The sequence below is a fragment of the Halanaerobaculum tunisiense genome (genome assembly GCF_054657635.1).
This window is the reverse complement of the sequence record NZ_BAAHYI010000004.1, coordinates 127,539-144,794: the sequence shown is the minus strand read 5'-3', so window position 1 is coordinate 144,794 and position 17,256 is coordinate 127,539. Positions and strand designations below refer to the sequence as shown.

Below are 17,256 nucleotides of genomic sequence, written 5' to 3'. Positions count from 1 at the left end.
CTTAAGATATAAATATTCTCAATTAAGAAAAAATGGTAATTATAAAGTCATGAGTCGTGTGCTGTGTGCGGATGCTTTTTATCACGGAAAGTTTCTGTGAAACTTGTAGGATCAGCCAGTTCAAAACTATAGAAACATAAAAATACAAAGAAACATTTATCAATATTAGAATTAAATATTATTTTTTAATTGATTTTAGTGTTTTTGTCATAGAACAATCAGTGCCCTCTGATTAAGATAAGTGGACAATATATGTTCTGGAATTATTTTAAATGCTGTAGAGACTTTTTAATGGTAGAAAACATTGATTGTTTTACCTTGAAATATTTTGGTAACTTTTATATTTTGATAAAAGTTACTCGGAAAAAAAGCTACTTTGTAGCTTTTCCGAAATAGCTGTTGAATTTTTATTACTAAGTTTTTATTAAAAACTGAAGCATTATATCAATAATATTTCAGTAAACAAAATTATATTTGTTCCCTAAGTAGTTATTCAGCAAAATAATAAAGTAGGACCAGCTTCACAGCTGGGACCCCTTATCAAACTGCACGAACGGTTTTCCCGTATACAGCTTTCGGTTATTGGTGCTCCATATCAGAGAGTAAGTCAGCGACTCTATGTTACCATAGATGTATATTTCACTCTCGATTACAGCACATCAGTAAGCAGTGAATCTAGTCCTTCTTCTCTTAAAAACTTATTCGATAAGCGATAATTCTGATGAATTATCGCTTTCTTTCCTTCTATGAAAGAACGTATTCTCATTCTTATCCATTTATCTAATTTCCTATATAATGTTTTGATATTGCCTATTTTAAAGTAATGTCCCCAGCCTTTTAGTACTAAATTTAACTCATCAATTATTATTTCCAATTTCTGAGGTCTATTTCTTCTAGTTATATCTCTTATTCTATCTTTAAAGTTATTTATTGCTCTATCTCTTGGACTTTTATAATACCAATGATGAAATCTAAATCCTAGAAATTTAAACCCATCATAAAAGTTTGTTATCACTGTCTTCTCAGGATGGAGTTTTAATTTTAATTCATTTTCTATTATCTGACGAGTTACTTGTAATGCTCTTTTGGCTTTATCTTTACTTTTGGTCAATACTACAAAATCATCAGCGAAGCGAACTAGTTTATATCCCCTTCGAGTCATCTTCTTATCAAAGTAATGTAAATAGATATTAGCTAATAAAGGAGAGATCACACCTCCTTGAGGTGTTCCTTCTTTAGTCTCTTTTCTTCCTTCTTCGGTCATGACTCCTGCAGTTAGCCACGATCTAATTAAGTCTAATACCCATCCATCACTTATATATTCTACTATAAAATCCATTAATAAATCATGGTTTATAGTATCAAAATAAGATTTTATATCTGCATCTACTACCCAATCGTAACCTTGCTGTTTATATTCTTCTATTTTCTCTATTGCATCATGGGTTGATCTGTTAGGTCTGAATCCAAAAGAACATTCACAAAACAATCTCTCAAAGTGTATTTCTAAGATTTGTTTGACTGCTTGTTGGGCAATCCTATCTTTAATTACTGGAATCCCTAGTGGTCTCTTTTCTCCATTTTCTTTTGAGATATACGTTCTTAGTACTGGTCGTGGCTCATATCTATCCTCTCTTAACTGCCTATATAATTCTTGCATATTCAGTTTATAGTTATTTCTATATTCATTGATACTTACATTATCAATTCCACCACAACCACCATTAGCCAGCACTTTTTGTCCTGCCTTATGCATTCGCCATTTATCTGTGATTAAATCTTTCAGACTGTATAAGGTTCGAAATTTTTTTTCACCTATCCTAATTTCACTACTTACCAGTTCTTTCTTTCCTGTCTCGATATCTTAACCCTTATCTTCATAGTACTCCTAAGCACGTCTTTAGGCTCTCACCAATCGCACCTCTTAGTTCACTACTACTTAAGTCATGGTATTTCCTAAATTCATCATATTTTCAGTTATTATTTCCTGTCTATATTTCTTTTAGAGCTCACTATCTTTAATAGCGTCTAAACCATTCTTATTAAGATATCATTGACAGTCTATTCTTAACTTCAATAACCTGACTATCCTTCACTGTAATCAACTTTCATTGATTTTTTTCGCTACTATGATAGCTTCTGAACTCTAATATATCCTCACTCTGGCTTTCCCATTTTAGGTTATACCATCATTTATCTCTATAGATTTCTATACAGAACTATATTAGAGACTCCTCTGGTCAATTACGAAAACTATTATAGCCATCCCAACCATAATCACACCTAGTAATTCGACATGGACACTCTCGTTATCTCGCTTTTTATCCAGAGCCACCTGCATCCCCCAAGTCGACATTGGACTTCTTCATTTTTATGGTGAATCGCCACTACTAAATGCCACCGACGGTTCACATATTGTTTTAGGCTGACTATTCACCTCAAACTCTTCAGATTCTATCTCACGATAGACACCCTGTTACTATTGGTTTCACACACCGATACGACGAAAACAGCATGGATAGAATTCTCATCTACTATTTTCATAATCTACAGAGCACACATAAAAAAAGCACCTCCCATTAAGGAGGCACTTTTTGCTATACATTTATTTCTATTATTCAGTAATTAATTCTTGATACATTTCTTTAGTCTGCTCGGCAATTGCTTTCCAGCTGAATATCTCTTCTACTCGCTGCCGGCCCTTCTCCCCTAACTCCTGCTGTAATTCTTCATCAGCTAAAACTTTGTTGATATTCTCAGCTAATTTCTGAGAGAAAACGGCTGGATCTTTAGGTTCTCCGGTACCATCATCAACTTGCTCAAAGTCAACTTTGAATCCTGTCTCTCCATCAACTACTACCTCTTTAATTCCTCCTACTGCAGAAGCTACTACTGGCGTTTTACAGGCCATAGCTTCTAGGTTAATAATCCCAAAAGGCTCATACACTGATGGACAACAGAAAACATTTGCATTAGAATAAAATTCAATTACTGCCTCTCGAGAAACCATTTCATTAATCCAGATTACTCCGTCACGCTCCTCTTGAATAGCAGTAACTTTTTCTGTCATCTCCTGTTCAATTTCTTCTGTATCTGGTGCCCCAGCACAGAGTACAACCTGAGCTTCTTCATTGATATCTTTAATTGCATTTACCAGATGAATGATACCTTTTTGCCGAGTGATTCTGCCTACAAATAATACATAAGGTTTATCTGGATCAATACCATACTTCTCTCTATACTCAGTACTAGCAGTATATTGATACTTATCCAAGTCAATTCCATTATAGATAACTTCAATATTATCTGGAGCAACATCATAACAATCTAAAATATCTTGCTTCATCTCTTTAGAGACTGCTACTACCTTATCAGAAGCTTCTACTGCTGTCTGCTCCATCCAAGAAGATAGATTATAAGCATTGCCTAACTGTTCTTCCTTCCAGGGACGAAGTGGTTCTAAACTATGAATAGTAGTTACTAAGGGAATATCATATAATTTCTTGGCCCAGAAACCACCCATAAAAGTATACCAGGTATGACAATGAACAATATCAGCATCCACTTTATCTTTAGCCATCTCCAGATCAATTGATAAGGCATTTAAAGCTTTTATAAAACGAGGATCAGTATTCTTACTCATTTCTGCCCAAGGATTGTAGGCTACAGCATTACGTTCATCCTCTACTAGTTCTTCCTCTCCAGCAAAGGCTCTAACTTCTACATCCATAATTTCTGCTAAATTATTAGTTAAGTTATCAACGTGAACTCCTGCTCCACCATAAATATTATTCGGGAATTCTTTAGTTAACATCATTACTTTAGAATCTGCCATTGGTAGACTCCTCCTTGTTTATTTTAAATTATTTAAACAATCAATAATGCCTTTTAAAGGAATAGGTAACCAATTAGGACGATTGTTAACTTCATATAAAGCTTCATATAAGGCCTTTTCCAATTTAAATAGTGCAATTGATTGTACAAACTTTTCTTCCGGAGGTAAAAAGTTATCTTCTTGACGTACCTTAGTTAAATAAGCGTTCAAAAACCGCTGTACAACTTCTTCTTCCCACAGATTAACTGCTTCTAATAATTTATCAGTAGTTAACTTATCAGCTGAGTAATTAAAATATCCAGCATAAGCAGCATAATTATAAGACCGTATTAGTCCTGCTATATCTTTTAGCGGAGAATACTTTCGTCTTCTTTGGACAATACTTTTCGTTGGCTCTCCTTCAAAATCAAGCAGAATAATTTCCGATCCTTGTTTCAAGATCTGTTCTAAATGTAGATCTCCATGACACCGCATAAACTGGCCTAAGTCATCTCCTAAAGTAAAAATAGTTTCTATTAGTTCCCCTATATTATCCTCTACAGCTAAAAGTTGTTCTATTAAATCTTGATGGGCCTTTAATTCTGCTTGTTTATCTTTCAAATAACCAATTAAAGTTATTAAATTTTCTTTAACTCCTGTATACCATTGTTCTAATTCTTCTTCTGTAGGAGACCGAGGTTTGAACTGCTTAGTATTAATTGTAGATAAAGCAAGATGTAAATTAGCAACTGTATTACCAACTTGCTTTGCTATCTTATAATAATCTTGGTTATAATCTTTTGTTAAAGCGCTAATTTCTTGCTTACTCTGACTGAGATGTTTTAAAAATTCAGCTAAATGGTCTTGAGTATAAGACCATAAATCCCCTTCACTAGTAACAAACTGTTGGATTAAACTAATACTATACTCTTCTCCAGTTCCATCTTGGTAGGACATATATCCTTTCACCTTAGGAAACTGATCAAAATTAGTCTTTCGCTGTAAATTTAAACTGATTTCTAGATCAGGATTAATTCCTGGTTGTAACCTACGAAAAGTTTTAGCTATTTCATCCCTTTGTAACAAGGTAATACTATTACTAGAAACATCAGTTAATTTACCAGTAGCAGTAATATCTGTAACTGTAAAACTATCAGCTGTTAATCGACCATCTGAATTAAAATCTAACTCTTGGGCCTGCTCAATAAATTCTTTTACTGCCTTAACATAGCTCAACTCATGGACTCCGTCATAGAGATAAGCTTGATAATCAGCACCTGTGATCTGTAACCACTCAGAAGGTTCTAATTCTTCCTTACTAATCAATAAAGGAAAATAGTATTTTTCCTGCCACTTCTTATTATGAACTTCATCTAACAAATCAAAATCAAGAATAAGTAATAATAATAATTTACCTGCTGGTGGACTAGCTAATCGAGTGTAGTCAGCTAGTCTAATATCCTGGATTACAGCAGCCTTTTGTTGAAACCATCTTGCTTGCTTAAAAAAAGCTGGATCAATCTGAGCTAATAAAGTTTCTAACTCCTGATTTAATTTAGAAAAAGAAGTTGTTGTCTTAAACTCCTTAACCACTAGCTCCCCCTCCTTACTCTACATTAATATCAACTAAGGCATCGGCTGCTACCTCTGGTGGTGTAGGATTAATAAAGTTGCCAGTTCCTAATTCAAAACCAGCTGTAATAGATAACCGCGGTAAAATCTCAATATGCCAGTGATAACTAACTTCATCATCCTTCACTAACGGTGCTGTATGTAAAATGATATTATATGGTGGAGAATCAAACCCCACTTCTATTTTTCTAACCATCTTCTGTAACATTTGAGCTAAATCTTCAATTTGTTCTGCAGTAATCTCTCTAAAATCACTCTGATGTTTGTGAGGTAGAATCCACGTCTCAAATGGATAACGAGAAGCATAAGGATTAAAAACTACAAATTGATCATTAGTCGCTATAATTCTATCTTCTACTTCTAACTCATGATCTATCATTTCACAATAAACACAATCTCCATGTTGTTGATAATAATTTTGAGTTCCTGTTAATTCCTTATCTATTACATTAGGAACTACAGGAGTAGCCATAATCTGCCAGTGGGGATGTTCTAAAGAAGCTCCAGCTGTCCCCCCGAAGTTTTTAAACGTCTGGATATACTTTAACCTCTCATCTTGGGCCAACCCTTCGTGTCTCTGTTGTAAAACACTAATAACATCTGCAATCTGAGACCTACTATGACCTCCTAAGGTACTATCATGTTCAGCTGATTCAATTAGTACCTCTGCAGCACCAACTCCAGTCATTTGATTATAGAAGCCACTGTTATCTGTTTCCAATTGCTGGTCAATATCTAAAGCAGCAAATTTATTAGGAACCACTCTGATTCTCCAACCTGATTTATTAGCCTCTCTATCAGGATCGTCACTGATTGCCATAATCTCCTCGGGAGTATCCGCTTCATTACCATAACAAAACGGGCAATAACCTCCATCACTAGTTGCCTGATCACCATGTTCAAAGTCATGGGGGCGCTTACCTCTTTTAGAAGCAATTACTACATATTCTCCCGTAATAATATTCTCTCTAATTTCTGACATCCTTACCCCTCCAATATAGTATTATATCCAGTATGTGATAACGTTTGCACGAGATAATAAAAAAACTATTACTAATTTTATTTAAATCATGCTCATTATAACATTATAACTAATTATTTTCAATACTCTTCTCTAATTAACCCTTTAAACTACATTAGGCCCAGAATATTCTGGGCCTAAATATAATTTCTAACATTTGTTAACCCAACTGCGAGCAAACTGATCTATATCTCCGGCTCCTAAAAAGAGAAAAATAGCTTGATTATTCTTATTGTATTCAGTTAACCACTCTTCTAACTGAGACCAGTGATTAATATACTCCGTCTGATTATCACTAATTAAATCACTTAATTCGCGTCCTAAACTTTCTAATTCTTCCTCGGTAACTTTTTCTCTGACTTTATAAATTTGATAAATAATCTGGTAATCTAGCTTCTGGTTTAATATCCCTTGGTAGTCCTCTAATAATCGATTAGTCCGTAAGTACTGATGTGGTTGGAAGATTACTACCTTTTGCTTATCTGTTTTAATCCGCGCCAAATTGTCAACAACTGCTTTGACTTCACTAGGATGATGAGCATAATCAGTAATTACAACCTGTTGGTCACTCTTTTTCAGCACTTCAAATCTTCTTTTGACCCCTTGCCAAGCAGCCAATCCTTCTTTCATCTGGCCTACAGTCACCCCACAGTACTTACCAACTGCTATAGCTTCTAGAGCATGTTTGATATTATACTCTCCTAGAGCAGGAAGCTTAAATCTACCTACTTTCTCATTTTGATACTCTAACGTAAAGTAGGAGACTAATTCCTGTTGGGTAATAGCAGTAGCATTAAAATCAGCCTGCGGATCATTGATTCCTACTGTGACTACCTCAGCTTGTAGATCAGCAGAATATAATTCCAATTGGTCTAATACTTGCTGCTGGGTTACAAAGTATTCAGTTAGGCCCTGGACATACTCTCGATAGCTAGTTAACATATCCCCAAAATCACGATAAATATCCGGATGATCAAACTCAATATTAGTTACCACTCCAATATCAGATCGATATTCTAAAAAGGATTTATCATACTCATCTCCTTCTAAAACAAAATATTCTCCATCATTAATAGCACAATTACTAGTAAAATTATTTAGGATGCCTCCAATAATAAAACTAAGCTGGTTATCTCCCCTAGCTAATATCTGAGCTATTAAAGCAGAAGTAGTAGTCTTACCATGAGTTCCCGCAGCTGAAATAACTTGTTTATCTGTAGTTATCAAGGCTAATGCTTGTGATCTATTCACCAACTCTAGGTCATAATCACGAGCCTGCTGAAGTTCTATATTATCTTCTGGAATAGCAGCCGAATAGATAACTTTCTCCAACTCAGAGCTTATATTATCCTTAGTATGACCAATACTAATTTTAACTCCTTGCTGCCTTAACTTTGCTACCAACTCATTTTCCTCTAAATCAGAACCAGTCACCTGATAACCTGCTTCCAGAAAATACTGGGCAATAGCCGACATAGCAATGCCCCCAATTCCTACAATATGTATCTGTCCCATAATTTCCTCCTCACTTTTTTTAAAGTTATATCTTTAATTTACTCACGAAACATAGCTCACAGCTAATGACTACATCACTGAAAATAAGAGCTAACCTAATAAACATCCACTCTACTAGGAATTTACTATCAATTTTTCTGTCTGATCCTGCTATATCCTTCATTTTGATCTAAATTTATATAAGCTTGCTCTTTGAATGAATATTTCTCGGCTAAAAATATAACTCCTGCTAACTATCTTCATTCTCTTTAAAATAACAACACTTATCAGTTAAATAAACATGATGATTTAGCTTAGAACAATAAAATCTATTATACTTAAAATACTTACAGTTTTTACAATTAACAGTCATTTTTACTCCCTCCTTTAGCACAAACAACAGACTACTAACATCACTATGCGCAAACAATAATAATATTGACATGAAATAATTTCCTACCATCTCTGGCTTAAATCTGATACAATAAATATATATCTAGTAATATTATATAATTAGGAGGTTTAAAAATGACTTACCATACTCATTCATTCTTTGGATTTGCACTAGCAATAATTATCATTAAAGCACTAGCTACTTTAAAAATTCTTAATCTATCTTATTTAATCACTGGTTCTGTACTGAATAGTACCTTACTTAAATTTTACACAACAGCAATTATTGGGGGTTTAATTCCCGATATCGACCACGCTAACAGTAAAGCAGGGAAGAAATTCTGGTTTTTAAACAAACCACTTAAATTCTTAGGGATTAAACACCGTGGTCTGACTCATAGCTTACTAGGGTTGATTATCTTTGCTGGATTAAGTAAAAAATTAATCGATATAGGTTGGATTGAGTTTATCACCTGGCTTGGTTTATTAATCGGTTATCTAAGTCATATTGTAGCTGATATGTTTAATAAACAAGGAGTGCCCCTCTTTTTTCCTAATCGGCGTCGGTTTAAATTTCATACTAATATCACCACAGGTGACTGGGGAGAACAGTTTTTCTTCTTATTCTTTGTGCTTTTAACCACCATTTTAATCGTGGTAGAACGAGGCTATCTTAACTTAAATAACCTACTTGATTTACTTACTACATAAATTTAAACAACAAAAGAGGAAGCTAAATAGCCTCCTCCCCCTAATATTAACCACAACTACTATAACCACAATTTTTACAGGAATCACAGCCTTGCTCAAAATGTAATTCCTCTCCGCATTCCGGACAAAGTGGTTTATCCTCTTCAGTAACTGCTGTTTGTGATTTTGCTTCTTCTAACTCCTGGATCACTTCTAAATCAGAAGTTGAATGTTGAAAAGTTTTAGCTTCAGTTATCTCTTCTAAAGCTCTAGCTACTACATCAGGACAACTACGTCCTTCTAATTCTTGGCCAGTACCTTTTTCGTACATGAAACTAGGACAGGTAGTAGTAGATTTTAACTGATCTATAATCTCCTTAGGAGCAATTCCACTCCGTAAAGCTAAACTAGTCAATCTGCTAACTCCTTCAGTCATTACTTGACAGCCACCTTCACTGCCTGTAGTTAAGAAAGTCTCAATCGGATTACCATCTTGATCAAAATTAATAGTTAGATATAACTTACCACAGCCAGTATTATACATAATCGTCTCTCCAGCTGCTGCAAGTGGTCTTTTTTCGGGATAGATAGACTCTCCATTTGATTTGTTCTGTTCTTGATCATCCTGCTTTTCTTCCTGATTATCATCATCTGTACTTAATACCTGGGCTGTTCTACTACCATTGCGGTAAACAGTCAAGCCCTTACAACCTAACTCATAAGCTAACTGATAGGCTTGAGCAATATCCTCTTTAGTAGCTTGATTAGGAAAGTTAATCGTCTTACTAACAGCATTATCAACATGATCTTGGAAAGCGGCTTGGATTTTTACATGCCACTCTGGCTCAATATCCAAAGCAGTTACTAAAGCTTCCTCAGGAGCATCTGCAGTAAAGTCATACTCAAAATGACTTACATTACCATCAGCATCAGTATGAGAATACTTAAAGCTAAAGAAAGGTTCAATTCCTCCACTAGTTCCTCCTAAGAAACTAATCGAGCCTGTTGGAGCAATTGTAGTTAAAGTAGCATTTCTCTGAGGTACTTGATATTCACTTTCCTCATAAGCTGGAAAAGCTCCTTTTTCTGCGGCCAACTCTTGACTGGATTGATGAGCCTGCTCATTAATAAACTCCATTACCTGATCTGCCATCTCCACAGCCTCTTGACTATTATAAGGAATCCCTAGTCTGATTAATAACTCATGAAAGCCCATTACTCCTAAACCAATTTTCCGATACTGAAGCACCTTCTCTTCAATCTTGGGCAAAGGATACTCGTTGACTGAGACAACATTATCTAATAATCTAACTGCTAATTTAATAGTTTCTTGTAACTGATCCCATAATACTTCTCCGTCTTTTACAAACTTGGATAAATTAATAGAACCTAAATTGCAAGCTTCATCAGGTAATAACGGCTGTTCTCCACATGGATTAGTAGCTTCTATTTCTTCCGGAAGTGGATGTTGGTTATTAACTTCATCTAAGAATACAATTCCTGGCTCTCCATTCTTCCAGGCATAATTAACAATTAAATTAAATACTTTCCGAGCTGATAGTTGCCCAACTACTTCTTTAGTCCGTGGATTAACTAAATCATATTCTTTATCCTCTTTAACTGCCTGCATGAAATCAGCTGTAATACCTACTGATAAATTAAAATTAGAAAATTGATTATCCAATAGTTGTCGTTTATAATCTTTTAACTTATCTGCAATCTCTTGCTCTGACAAATCTGTAGCAGCTAAAGTAGCTTCAAATTCATTATATAACTCTTGGTTTTCCTCTGTCAATTCACCTTTAGCATGAATAAAATCTAAAATATCAGGGTGATCAATTCGTAACATTCCCATGTTGGCTCCACGCAATGTGTTACTTCCATATGGAAGAGTAGGTGATTTTATTTTTCCCTACCTCTCATGTTTTCACATGAGTTCAGACTATATCTTCAAGAGAACTTTTTCAGTTCTCTTGTCTCCTGTCAAAGAAAATTTTTCTCTAATTTTCTCTCCTACTTTAATCTTTTGCCCCATAATATTCACCACCTTGTTTATATTATATTAGTTATTTACAAATGGAACAAAAGATTATTTTGGTAGTCGTTGAAGATTTACCTAAATCACTTTAGGTGCTTTCCTGCTGATTGCCCATTATTATATCTTAGTAGTTTTTTAACCGTCACGCTTACCCTTGTGGATTACGTTGTGGTCTACTAAGCTTTAGGGGGTCCCAGCAATTTAGGAGATCAGCGCCGAGATAATAAAATTAACGCTTGCCACCCTGCTTAACAGTATCTGTAGCTCGATTAAAGACTTTCATAAAGCTTAAGGGCCCTGAACTAACTCCCCCAGTAGATTTTACAACATCATTTTTAGGTCGTAATCTACTAAAAGAAAATCCTGTTCCACCACCACTTTTATGGATTAAAGCAGCATTCTTAACTGCTGTAAAAATACCTTCCATACTATCTTCAACAGGTAGTACAAAACAAGCTGCTAACTGTTGTAACTCAGCTCCAGCATTCATTAAAGTAGGTGAATTAGGTAAAAACTTAAGCTCCGTCATCAATTCATAAAATTTCTGTTTATACTTAGCTTGTAATTCTTCCTCTTCTTCTGCGCTAGCAATATTTTCAGCTACTCGAGTAAACATTTCCTGAGGCGTTTCTTTTAGCTCTCCCGCTTCATCTCGTTGTAAATATCTTTTCTCTAATAAATTCATTGCATTATCTGATAATTCAGCTATCAATCCTAATACCTCCCTGAAAAATTATTTAAATTAAGCCTACTCTATAAATTATAACTACTAATTAAACTATTTGCAAATTAAAAAACAGACCTTACTAGAAAAATAGTAAGGTCTGTTTTAACTATCGATTCCTTATCTAGTAAATTTTAATACTGTATCTAAAGCTTCTTTTACCACCTGATCTATCTCTTCTTCATCTTCTATAGAATCTATAATACACTCACAAGCATCACTTTCTAATAGTGATAATCCTACTTTATTAATTGAGGATTTTATAGCTGATAATTGAATTAATAACTCTTTACAATCTTTTTCTTCTTCTAACATCTGTTCTACACCTTCTAGATGCCCTTTAATAGTTCGTAATCTAGTCTGTAACTCCTTCTTTCGTTCTTCATCCTCAATTACTGCCATTCAATCAGCTCCTAAAAAAACTATCCTAGTTTATGTTTATTATTTGATTTCCTCAATTTTATCTACTAGATCTTCTTTGCTAGAGAAACCAACCTGTCTATCCACTAATTCTCCATCTTTAAAGAAACCAAGATTAGGAATACTAGTTACCTCGTACTCCTCAGCTAAAGATTGATTATCATCAACGTTCACCTTAGCAACTTTCACTTCATTATATTCAGCTGCTAATTCCTCTAGTACTGGTGCAATCATCTTACAAGGCCCACACCAAGCTGCCCAAAAATCAACAACTACTGGTACATCAGCTTCTAATACTTTTGTAGAAAAATTATCTGCAGTTACTTCAATAGTATTGTCATCCATTAGTATCACCTCACTATGTATTTGCCCCCCCTACCCCAGGGGGTCTAAATAAATTATAACTAACAAGCTCCTAAATGTCAAACTGATTTTACTGGGGAGCTAATAGCAGACGCACACCTATGGCCAAAAAAAGAATCCCTATTCCTTGCGTCCAGTGAAAAGGAATTTCCTCTAAGCCCCAAAAACCAAAATGATCAATAATTACTGCTGTTAAGATTTGAGAAGTTATAATAGCAGTAGTAGCATTACCTACTCCTAACTGGGAAATACTATATAATACACCATATAGAATAACTACATTTAATACACCACCTAGATAACTATACCAGGGTGCTTGAGTAACTTTAGCTAAGTCTCCTTGGCCTAGACTAACCACAAATAATAGTATCGTTAACAATAATAAAGCTATTGTTTGCACCGCAAATGTTGCTTCTAATTGACCAATCACTTCGCCTAACACTGAATTCAAGGAACCTTGAATAGCCATGGCTGATCCAGCAGCTATAGCTACTAAAAAGAAGAACCAGTTATTCATTCCTTCACTCCTTTATACTACATTTATTTATTATTATTGTAAGGAGTTGTGAATATTTTATTCCTGTTTACAATAATTTTTCAATCTCTTCTTGGAGGGCATTACACTCAGGGCCAATTACCACTTGCACACCACCTCTCATTTTCATTACTCCCGAAGCACCTAGCTCTTTAAGTGCTGCTTCATCTACTTTAGAATCAGTTATAACTTCCACTCGTAATCGAGTAACACAGGCATCAACATCTTCTATATTAGCAATTCCTCCTAGAGCATCTACAAATAAGAGAGCTCTATCTTCAGAATCTAATAACCATTCGTACTCAAACTCATCTTCCTCTTCTTCTTTATTAGTCTCCTTAGTTACCTTATTATTTACTGGAGAGGCTTGTTTAACTTCTAACTCTTGTTGATCCTCTGTTTTTTCTACACCACGACCTGGGGTCTTAAAATCAAATAAAGGAATTGTTACATAAAAGACTGTAAAATACAAAGCACCTATCGCCGGGCCAACTATCAACCAAAATCCAACTTGATTACCAGCATTACTAATCCCTAAAATATAATCAATTAAGCTAGCAGAAAAAGTATAACCTAATCTAATCTGCAAAAGATTAGTCAAGATCCCAGACAGAAAACCACCTAAAATATGAAATATGTATAACGGAGGAGCTACAAAGATAAAGGAAAATTCAATTGGTTCTGTTATCCCCGTTAGAATTGAGGTTAAAGCTGCTGTAGACATTATACCAGCAACTGCCTTTTTATTTTGATCAGCTCTCAGATACATTGCTCCACAAGCAGCTGGTAGCCCAAATAACATTAACGGATATTCAGCTGCCATAAAATAACCTGCTGTAGGGTCACCAGCAAAATAACGAGCTGTTCCCCCTCGTAAAACTTCTCCTGTTTCAGTAATAAATCTACCAAACTCATATAAGAAAGGTGGATAGTAGACATGATGTAAGCCCACTGGAATTAATGCTCTCTTTCCAGCTGCATAAAGAGCTGGCCCTAGGGAAGAATCCATAGCAAACCCAGCAAACTGATTAATCTCAAGCTGAATAGGAGGCCATAAAAAGGCTAAGATAGCAGCTACTACTAAAGAAGAAATAGCAGTAATAATTGGCACTAACCTTTTGCCCGCAAAAAAACCTAAAAACTCAGGCAATTCTGTATCATAAAAATTTTCGTAGGCATAAGCAGCTACAACTCCTATTATAATTCCTCCAAAAACTCCTGTATTAATTGTTTCGACACTACCCCCTGATTGTTCAGAGAGGTTAATGATTTCAGCTATTGTACTTACTACTCTAGCATATACAACATAACCTACACCAGCTGCTAAACCAGCTATTGCTTCCCCAGCAAATCCAACAGCTATCCCTAAGGCAAAAATAAGAGGCAACCGTTCAAAAATAGAAAGTCCACCATTAAATATAACCTCACCAAACTGGCCTACTAATCCACTGTAGCCCATTAGCATTCTACCAAAAGCTACCAAAATACCAGCTGCTGGCAAAACAGATACAGGTGTCATCAAGGCTTTACCTACTTTTTGTAATCGTTTAAAAATATTCACTTTAGAAGCCTCCTTATTTAAAAATGATTAAACTTAATAAAAACTATTTAGTTATATAATCATTAACCCTTTAGGTCTATTAATAAGAGTTAAATTGGTTAATCCATAACCCCTAAATGTCTTTGCACCATCTAAAGTAGTAAAATTGCAGACTTTAGAATTATACTTATTGTTTTTAATTCTAAGTGAAGTAATATATCCTGTATAGGTTTCACCATTACGCTTGGTATAACGAATTAAATCTCTATGTTTAAAGCTATTTAATTCTTTGATTTTAGCTTTAGATTTCTTACGAAGTGGTTTAATAAAGTATTCTTTAATATTTAGATTATCTACTGATAACAAACCTGTAATACAGATACCATCATTAGAGTGTGTTTTCTCAATATCATAATCAATTCGCTTATTTGCTGTATCACCACCTGTAGTAATCTCTAAATTAGCTATTCTAGATAATCGTTCTCTTAACCAAGTTTTTCCCTGCATAACGTGCATTGGTGCTTTAAAATTTAACTCTTTGCTATCAATAATAGTTAAAAAATGATCTTTGTATTTATACTCATTATTATTCACTTTTTCTTTATGACAACTTCTACATAAAGTAATTAAATTGTAAATAGAATCTGCCCCATTATCTCTTTGTGGTATAATATGATGAGCTTCTAAAATTGTATCTGTTGCTCCACAAAGTTGACATTTGTAATTATCTCTTTTTAAAGTAGCTTTCCTTAAGTTTTCATCTAAACGGTTTGACTGTTGATATTCCCAATTATATAGTTCTCTACTTTCTGTTAATTTGCGAATATCAATTGCTACATCTTCTAAAATTATTTTATCTATCTTAATATATTTATTAAAATAATTAACCACTCTTAAAATTGTTTGTTTTTTCTGTTTAATAGAAGGTGGTATCCTACCTTTTCTTTTACTAGCAGAACGATTATTAAACCTTTTGGCTCTGTATCTTTTATGAGAACGTCTATATCTACGATATCCTTTACGTTCTTCTATTTTTTTAGAAACATCTTGACGTTGTTTCATTTCAGCTTTAAATAAAACTTTATTTTTAGTTTTACATTTCTGTACTAAAGCAAAACCTACTTTATCATAACCATCATCAATACCTAAGACTATTTGATCAGTATTAATTTGATTTTTAGGTATTTTCTTTTTTAGTTGAATAATAAGCGGATACTCTTCAACTAAATCAGCTTTTTCTTTACGAATTAAATACCATGCTTTCTTGGCTTTAGTTGGGTCTAACATTTTACCTTGACTATCTAATACAAAAGCATATTTAATATTTGCCATCTCTGGCTACCTCCTTTGCCGGGAACTTCTCGTCTTGGCAATGTTAAATGGGGCTTATGCGTTTATGGTGGTAGGCTACCATATCCAATAAGGACTTAGATAAGCGGTCTTCCTACGAAATTACAAAAGTAACTCCATACGCCACAGAGCAACGGACTGACGAACTACATCCGAGGATGTGATAAAAGCCTTGTTGAGCTGTTAATAACAACTCTTTAACCAAATAACGTAGATCAAAGAGCTATAAACTTTTCAGTTTCCTACTCTCTCTTTGCCTAGAGAGCAATGAAACAGTTTTACCCAACTTTAAGTAGTGTTAATTAGGAATTTATAAGCTGTTTCATAGCTCCTTTACTAATATACTAAATGACAAAAGTCCTACCTCTTAACGAAGTAGGACTCTAGGCAACTAAATAAAAAATTATTCTCCAAAACCATCTTCAATCAAGTCTACTAAAGCAGCTACTGCATCTTCCTCATCGCTACCCTCTGCTTTAATAGTTATTTCTGTACTCTGATTAACTCCTAAACTCATAATTCCCATAATACTTTTAGCACTAACTTCCTTATCATCTTTAATAATAGCTACATCAGAATCAAAGTTATTTGCTTCCTCAACTAACATAGAAGCCGGCCGAGCGTGAATTCCTGTTTCATTATTAACTTCTACTAATTGCTTTTTCATTATTAATTCACTCCTTAAGCTAAATTATTAATTTTTATTTATACTGTAACTGTTAAAACTTCATCTTCACCAGCAGTAACTTCTGTTACATCCGCTACTTCTAGCTCTTCAATTTGATCCATATTAGTAACTAAAAATGGAGTGATTACTGAAGTAGCATTCTCCTCAATATAATAATATAATCCATATCAAACTTAATTAACCCATCACCAGGCTTAACTTCTGCTCCTTCTGATGTTAACTTTTCAAAACCTTCGCCATCTAATTCAACAGTATTAACTCCAATATGCATTAATAACTCTACACCCTCTGATGTTTCCAGTCCTATAGCATGCTTAGTAGGGAATAATTGTTTTACTACTCCCTCAACTGGAGATACTAGAGTATCTCCAGTTGGTTTAATTGCTAATCCATCACCTACTACTCGATTAGCAAATACATCATCAGGTACTTCTGCTAAATCCACTACTTCTCCTGTCAATGGAGCTACTAGATTTAATTCTGTTGTACTACTACCAAATATGTTAAACATTATTCTCCCCCCTATAATCTTATTCTCTTATAAGTAATTATAA

Annotated in this window: 14 protein-coding genes and 2 pseudogenes; 1 reads left to right on the top strand and 15 read right to left on the bottom strand. The window is 34.4% G+C overall.

Annotated elements, in window-relative coordinates:
- Window positions 1-649 precede the first annotated feature (649 nt).
- The 6 genes from ltrA to ACYQ3D_RS05220 all read right to left on the bottom strand — a co-directional run bounded on the left by ltrA (window position 650) and on the right by ACYQ3D_RS05220 (window position 8,334).
- Window positions 650-1,756 (bottom strand): group II intron reverse transcriptase/maturase, encoded by a 1,107-nt coding sequence (gene ltrA, locus ACYQ3D_RS05245; RefSeq protein WP_459835361.1) that lies wholly within the window; start codon window positions 1,754-1,756, stop codon window positions 650-652.
- An 858-nt stretch (window positions 1,757-2,614) separates the two neighbouring features.
- The gene (gene glgA, locus ACYQ3D_RS05240; RefSeq protein WP_459836886.1) at window positions 2,615-3,835 is read right to left on the bottom strand and encodes a glycogen synthase; all 1,221 of its coding nucleotides are present in this window, start codon (window positions 3,833-3,835) and stop codon (window positions 2,615-2,617) included.
- Between the two features lie 18 nt (window positions 3,836-3,853).
- Complete coding sequence (locus tag ACYQ3D_RS05235) at window positions 3,854-5,407, bottom strand: hypothetical protein (RefSeq protein WP_459836885.1); 1,554 nt, start codon at window positions 5,405-5,407, stop codon at window positions 3,854-3,856.
- Between the two features lie 13 nt (window positions 5,408-5,420).
- Window positions 5,421-6,428 (bottom strand): galactose-1-phosphate uridylyltransferase, encoded by a 1,008-nt coding sequence (gene galT / locus ACYQ3D_RS05230; RefSeq protein ID WP_459836883.1) that lies wholly within the window; start codon window positions 6,426-6,428, stop codon window positions 5,421-5,423.
- A gap of 189 nt (window positions 6,429-6,617) precedes the next feature.
- Complete coding sequence (gene murC, locus ACYQ3D_RS05225) at window positions 6,618-7,982, bottom strand: UDP-N-acetylmuramate--L-alanine ligase (RefSeq protein ID WP_459836881.1); 1,365 nt, start codon at window positions 7,980-7,982, stop codon at window positions 6,618-6,620.
- Window positions 7,983-8,211: 229 nt separating this feature from the next.
- Window positions 8,212-8,334, bottom strand: coding sequence for a hypothetical protein (locus ACYQ3D_RS05220; RefSeq protein ID WP_459836880.1), 123 nt, complete (start codon window positions 8,332-8,334; stop codon window positions 8,212-8,214).
- A gap of 155 nt (window positions 8,335-8,489) precedes the next feature.
- Here ACYQ3D_RS05220 and ACYQ3D_RS05215 point away from each other — a divergent pair, with 155 nt between their 5' ends.
- Window positions 8,490-9,065: a metal-dependent hydrolase gene (locus ACYQ3D_RS05215; protein ID WP_459836878.1), complete on the top strand. Its 576-nt coding sequence runs from the start codon at window positions 8,490-8,492 to the stop codon at window positions 9,063-9,065.
- A 46-nt stretch (window positions 9,066-9,111) separates the two neighbouring features.
- Here ACYQ3D_RS05215 and ACYQ3D_RS05210 read toward each other — a convergent pair.
- From ACYQ3D_RS05210 to ACYQ3D_RS05170, 9 genes and pseudogenes are all read right to left on the bottom strand, one after another.
- Window positions 9,112-10,917: pseudogene (locus ACYQ3D_RS05210) on the bottom strand (TSCPD domain-containing protein); the annotation flags it as partial.
- 397 nt (window positions 10,918-11,314) lie between these two features.
- Window positions 11,315-11,794: pseudogene (locus ACYQ3D_RS05205) on the bottom strand (ribonucleotide reductase N-terminal alpha domain-containing protein); the annotation flags it as partial.
- Between the two features lie 132 nt (window positions 11,795-11,926).
- Window positions 11,927-12,208 (bottom strand): metal-sensitive transcriptional regulator, encoded by a 282-nt coding sequence (locus tag ACYQ3D_RS05200; protein WP_459836877.1) that lies wholly within the window; start codon window positions 12,206-12,208, stop codon window positions 11,927-11,929.
- A gap of 39 nt (window positions 12,209-12,247) precedes the next feature.
- Window positions 12,248-12,571: a thioredoxin gene (trxA, locus tag ACYQ3D_RS05195; protein WP_459836876.1), complete on the bottom strand. Its 324-nt coding sequence runs from the start codon at window positions 12,569-12,571 to the stop codon at window positions 12,248-12,250.
- An 88-nt stretch (window positions 12,572-12,659) separates the two neighbouring features.
- Window positions 12,660-13,106: a DMT family transporter gene (locus tag ACYQ3D_RS05190; RefSeq protein WP_459836875.1), complete on the bottom strand. Its 447-nt coding sequence runs from the start codon at window positions 13,104-13,106 to the stop codon at window positions 12,660-12,662.
- A 67-nt stretch (window positions 13,107-13,173) separates the two neighbouring features.
- Window positions 13,174-14,685 carry a PTS transporter subunit EIIC gene (locus tag ACYQ3D_RS05185; RefSeq protein WP_459836873.1) on the bottom strand — a complete coding sequence of 504 codons (1,512 nt, stop codon included), beginning with the start codon at window positions 14,683-14,685 and terminating at the stop codon, window positions 13,174-13,176.
- A gap of 51 nt (window positions 14,686-14,736) precedes the next feature.
- On the bottom strand, window positions 14,737-15,996 hold the full coding sequence (gene iscB, locus ACYQ3D_RS05180) for an RNA-guided endonuclease IscB (RefSeq protein ID WP_459836872.1): 1,260 nt from the start codon (window positions 15,994-15,996) through the stop codon (window positions 14,737-14,739).
- A 421-nt stretch (window positions 15,997-16,417) separates the two neighbouring features.
- The gene (locus tag ACYQ3D_RS05175; protein WP_459836871.1) at window positions 16,418-16,681 is read right to left on the bottom strand and encodes an HPr family phosphocarrier protein; all 264 of its coding nucleotides are present in this window, start codon (window positions 16,679-16,681) and stop codon (window positions 16,418-16,420) included.
- Window positions 16,682-16,826: 145 nt separating this feature from the next.
- Window positions 16,827-17,213 (bottom strand): PTS sugar transporter subunit IIA, encoded by a 387-nt coding sequence (locus ACYQ3D_RS05170; RefSeq protein WP_459836870.1) that lies wholly within the window; start codon window positions 17,211-17,213, stop codon window positions 16,827-16,829.
- Between the last annotated feature and the right edge of the window lie 43 nt (window positions 17,214-17,256).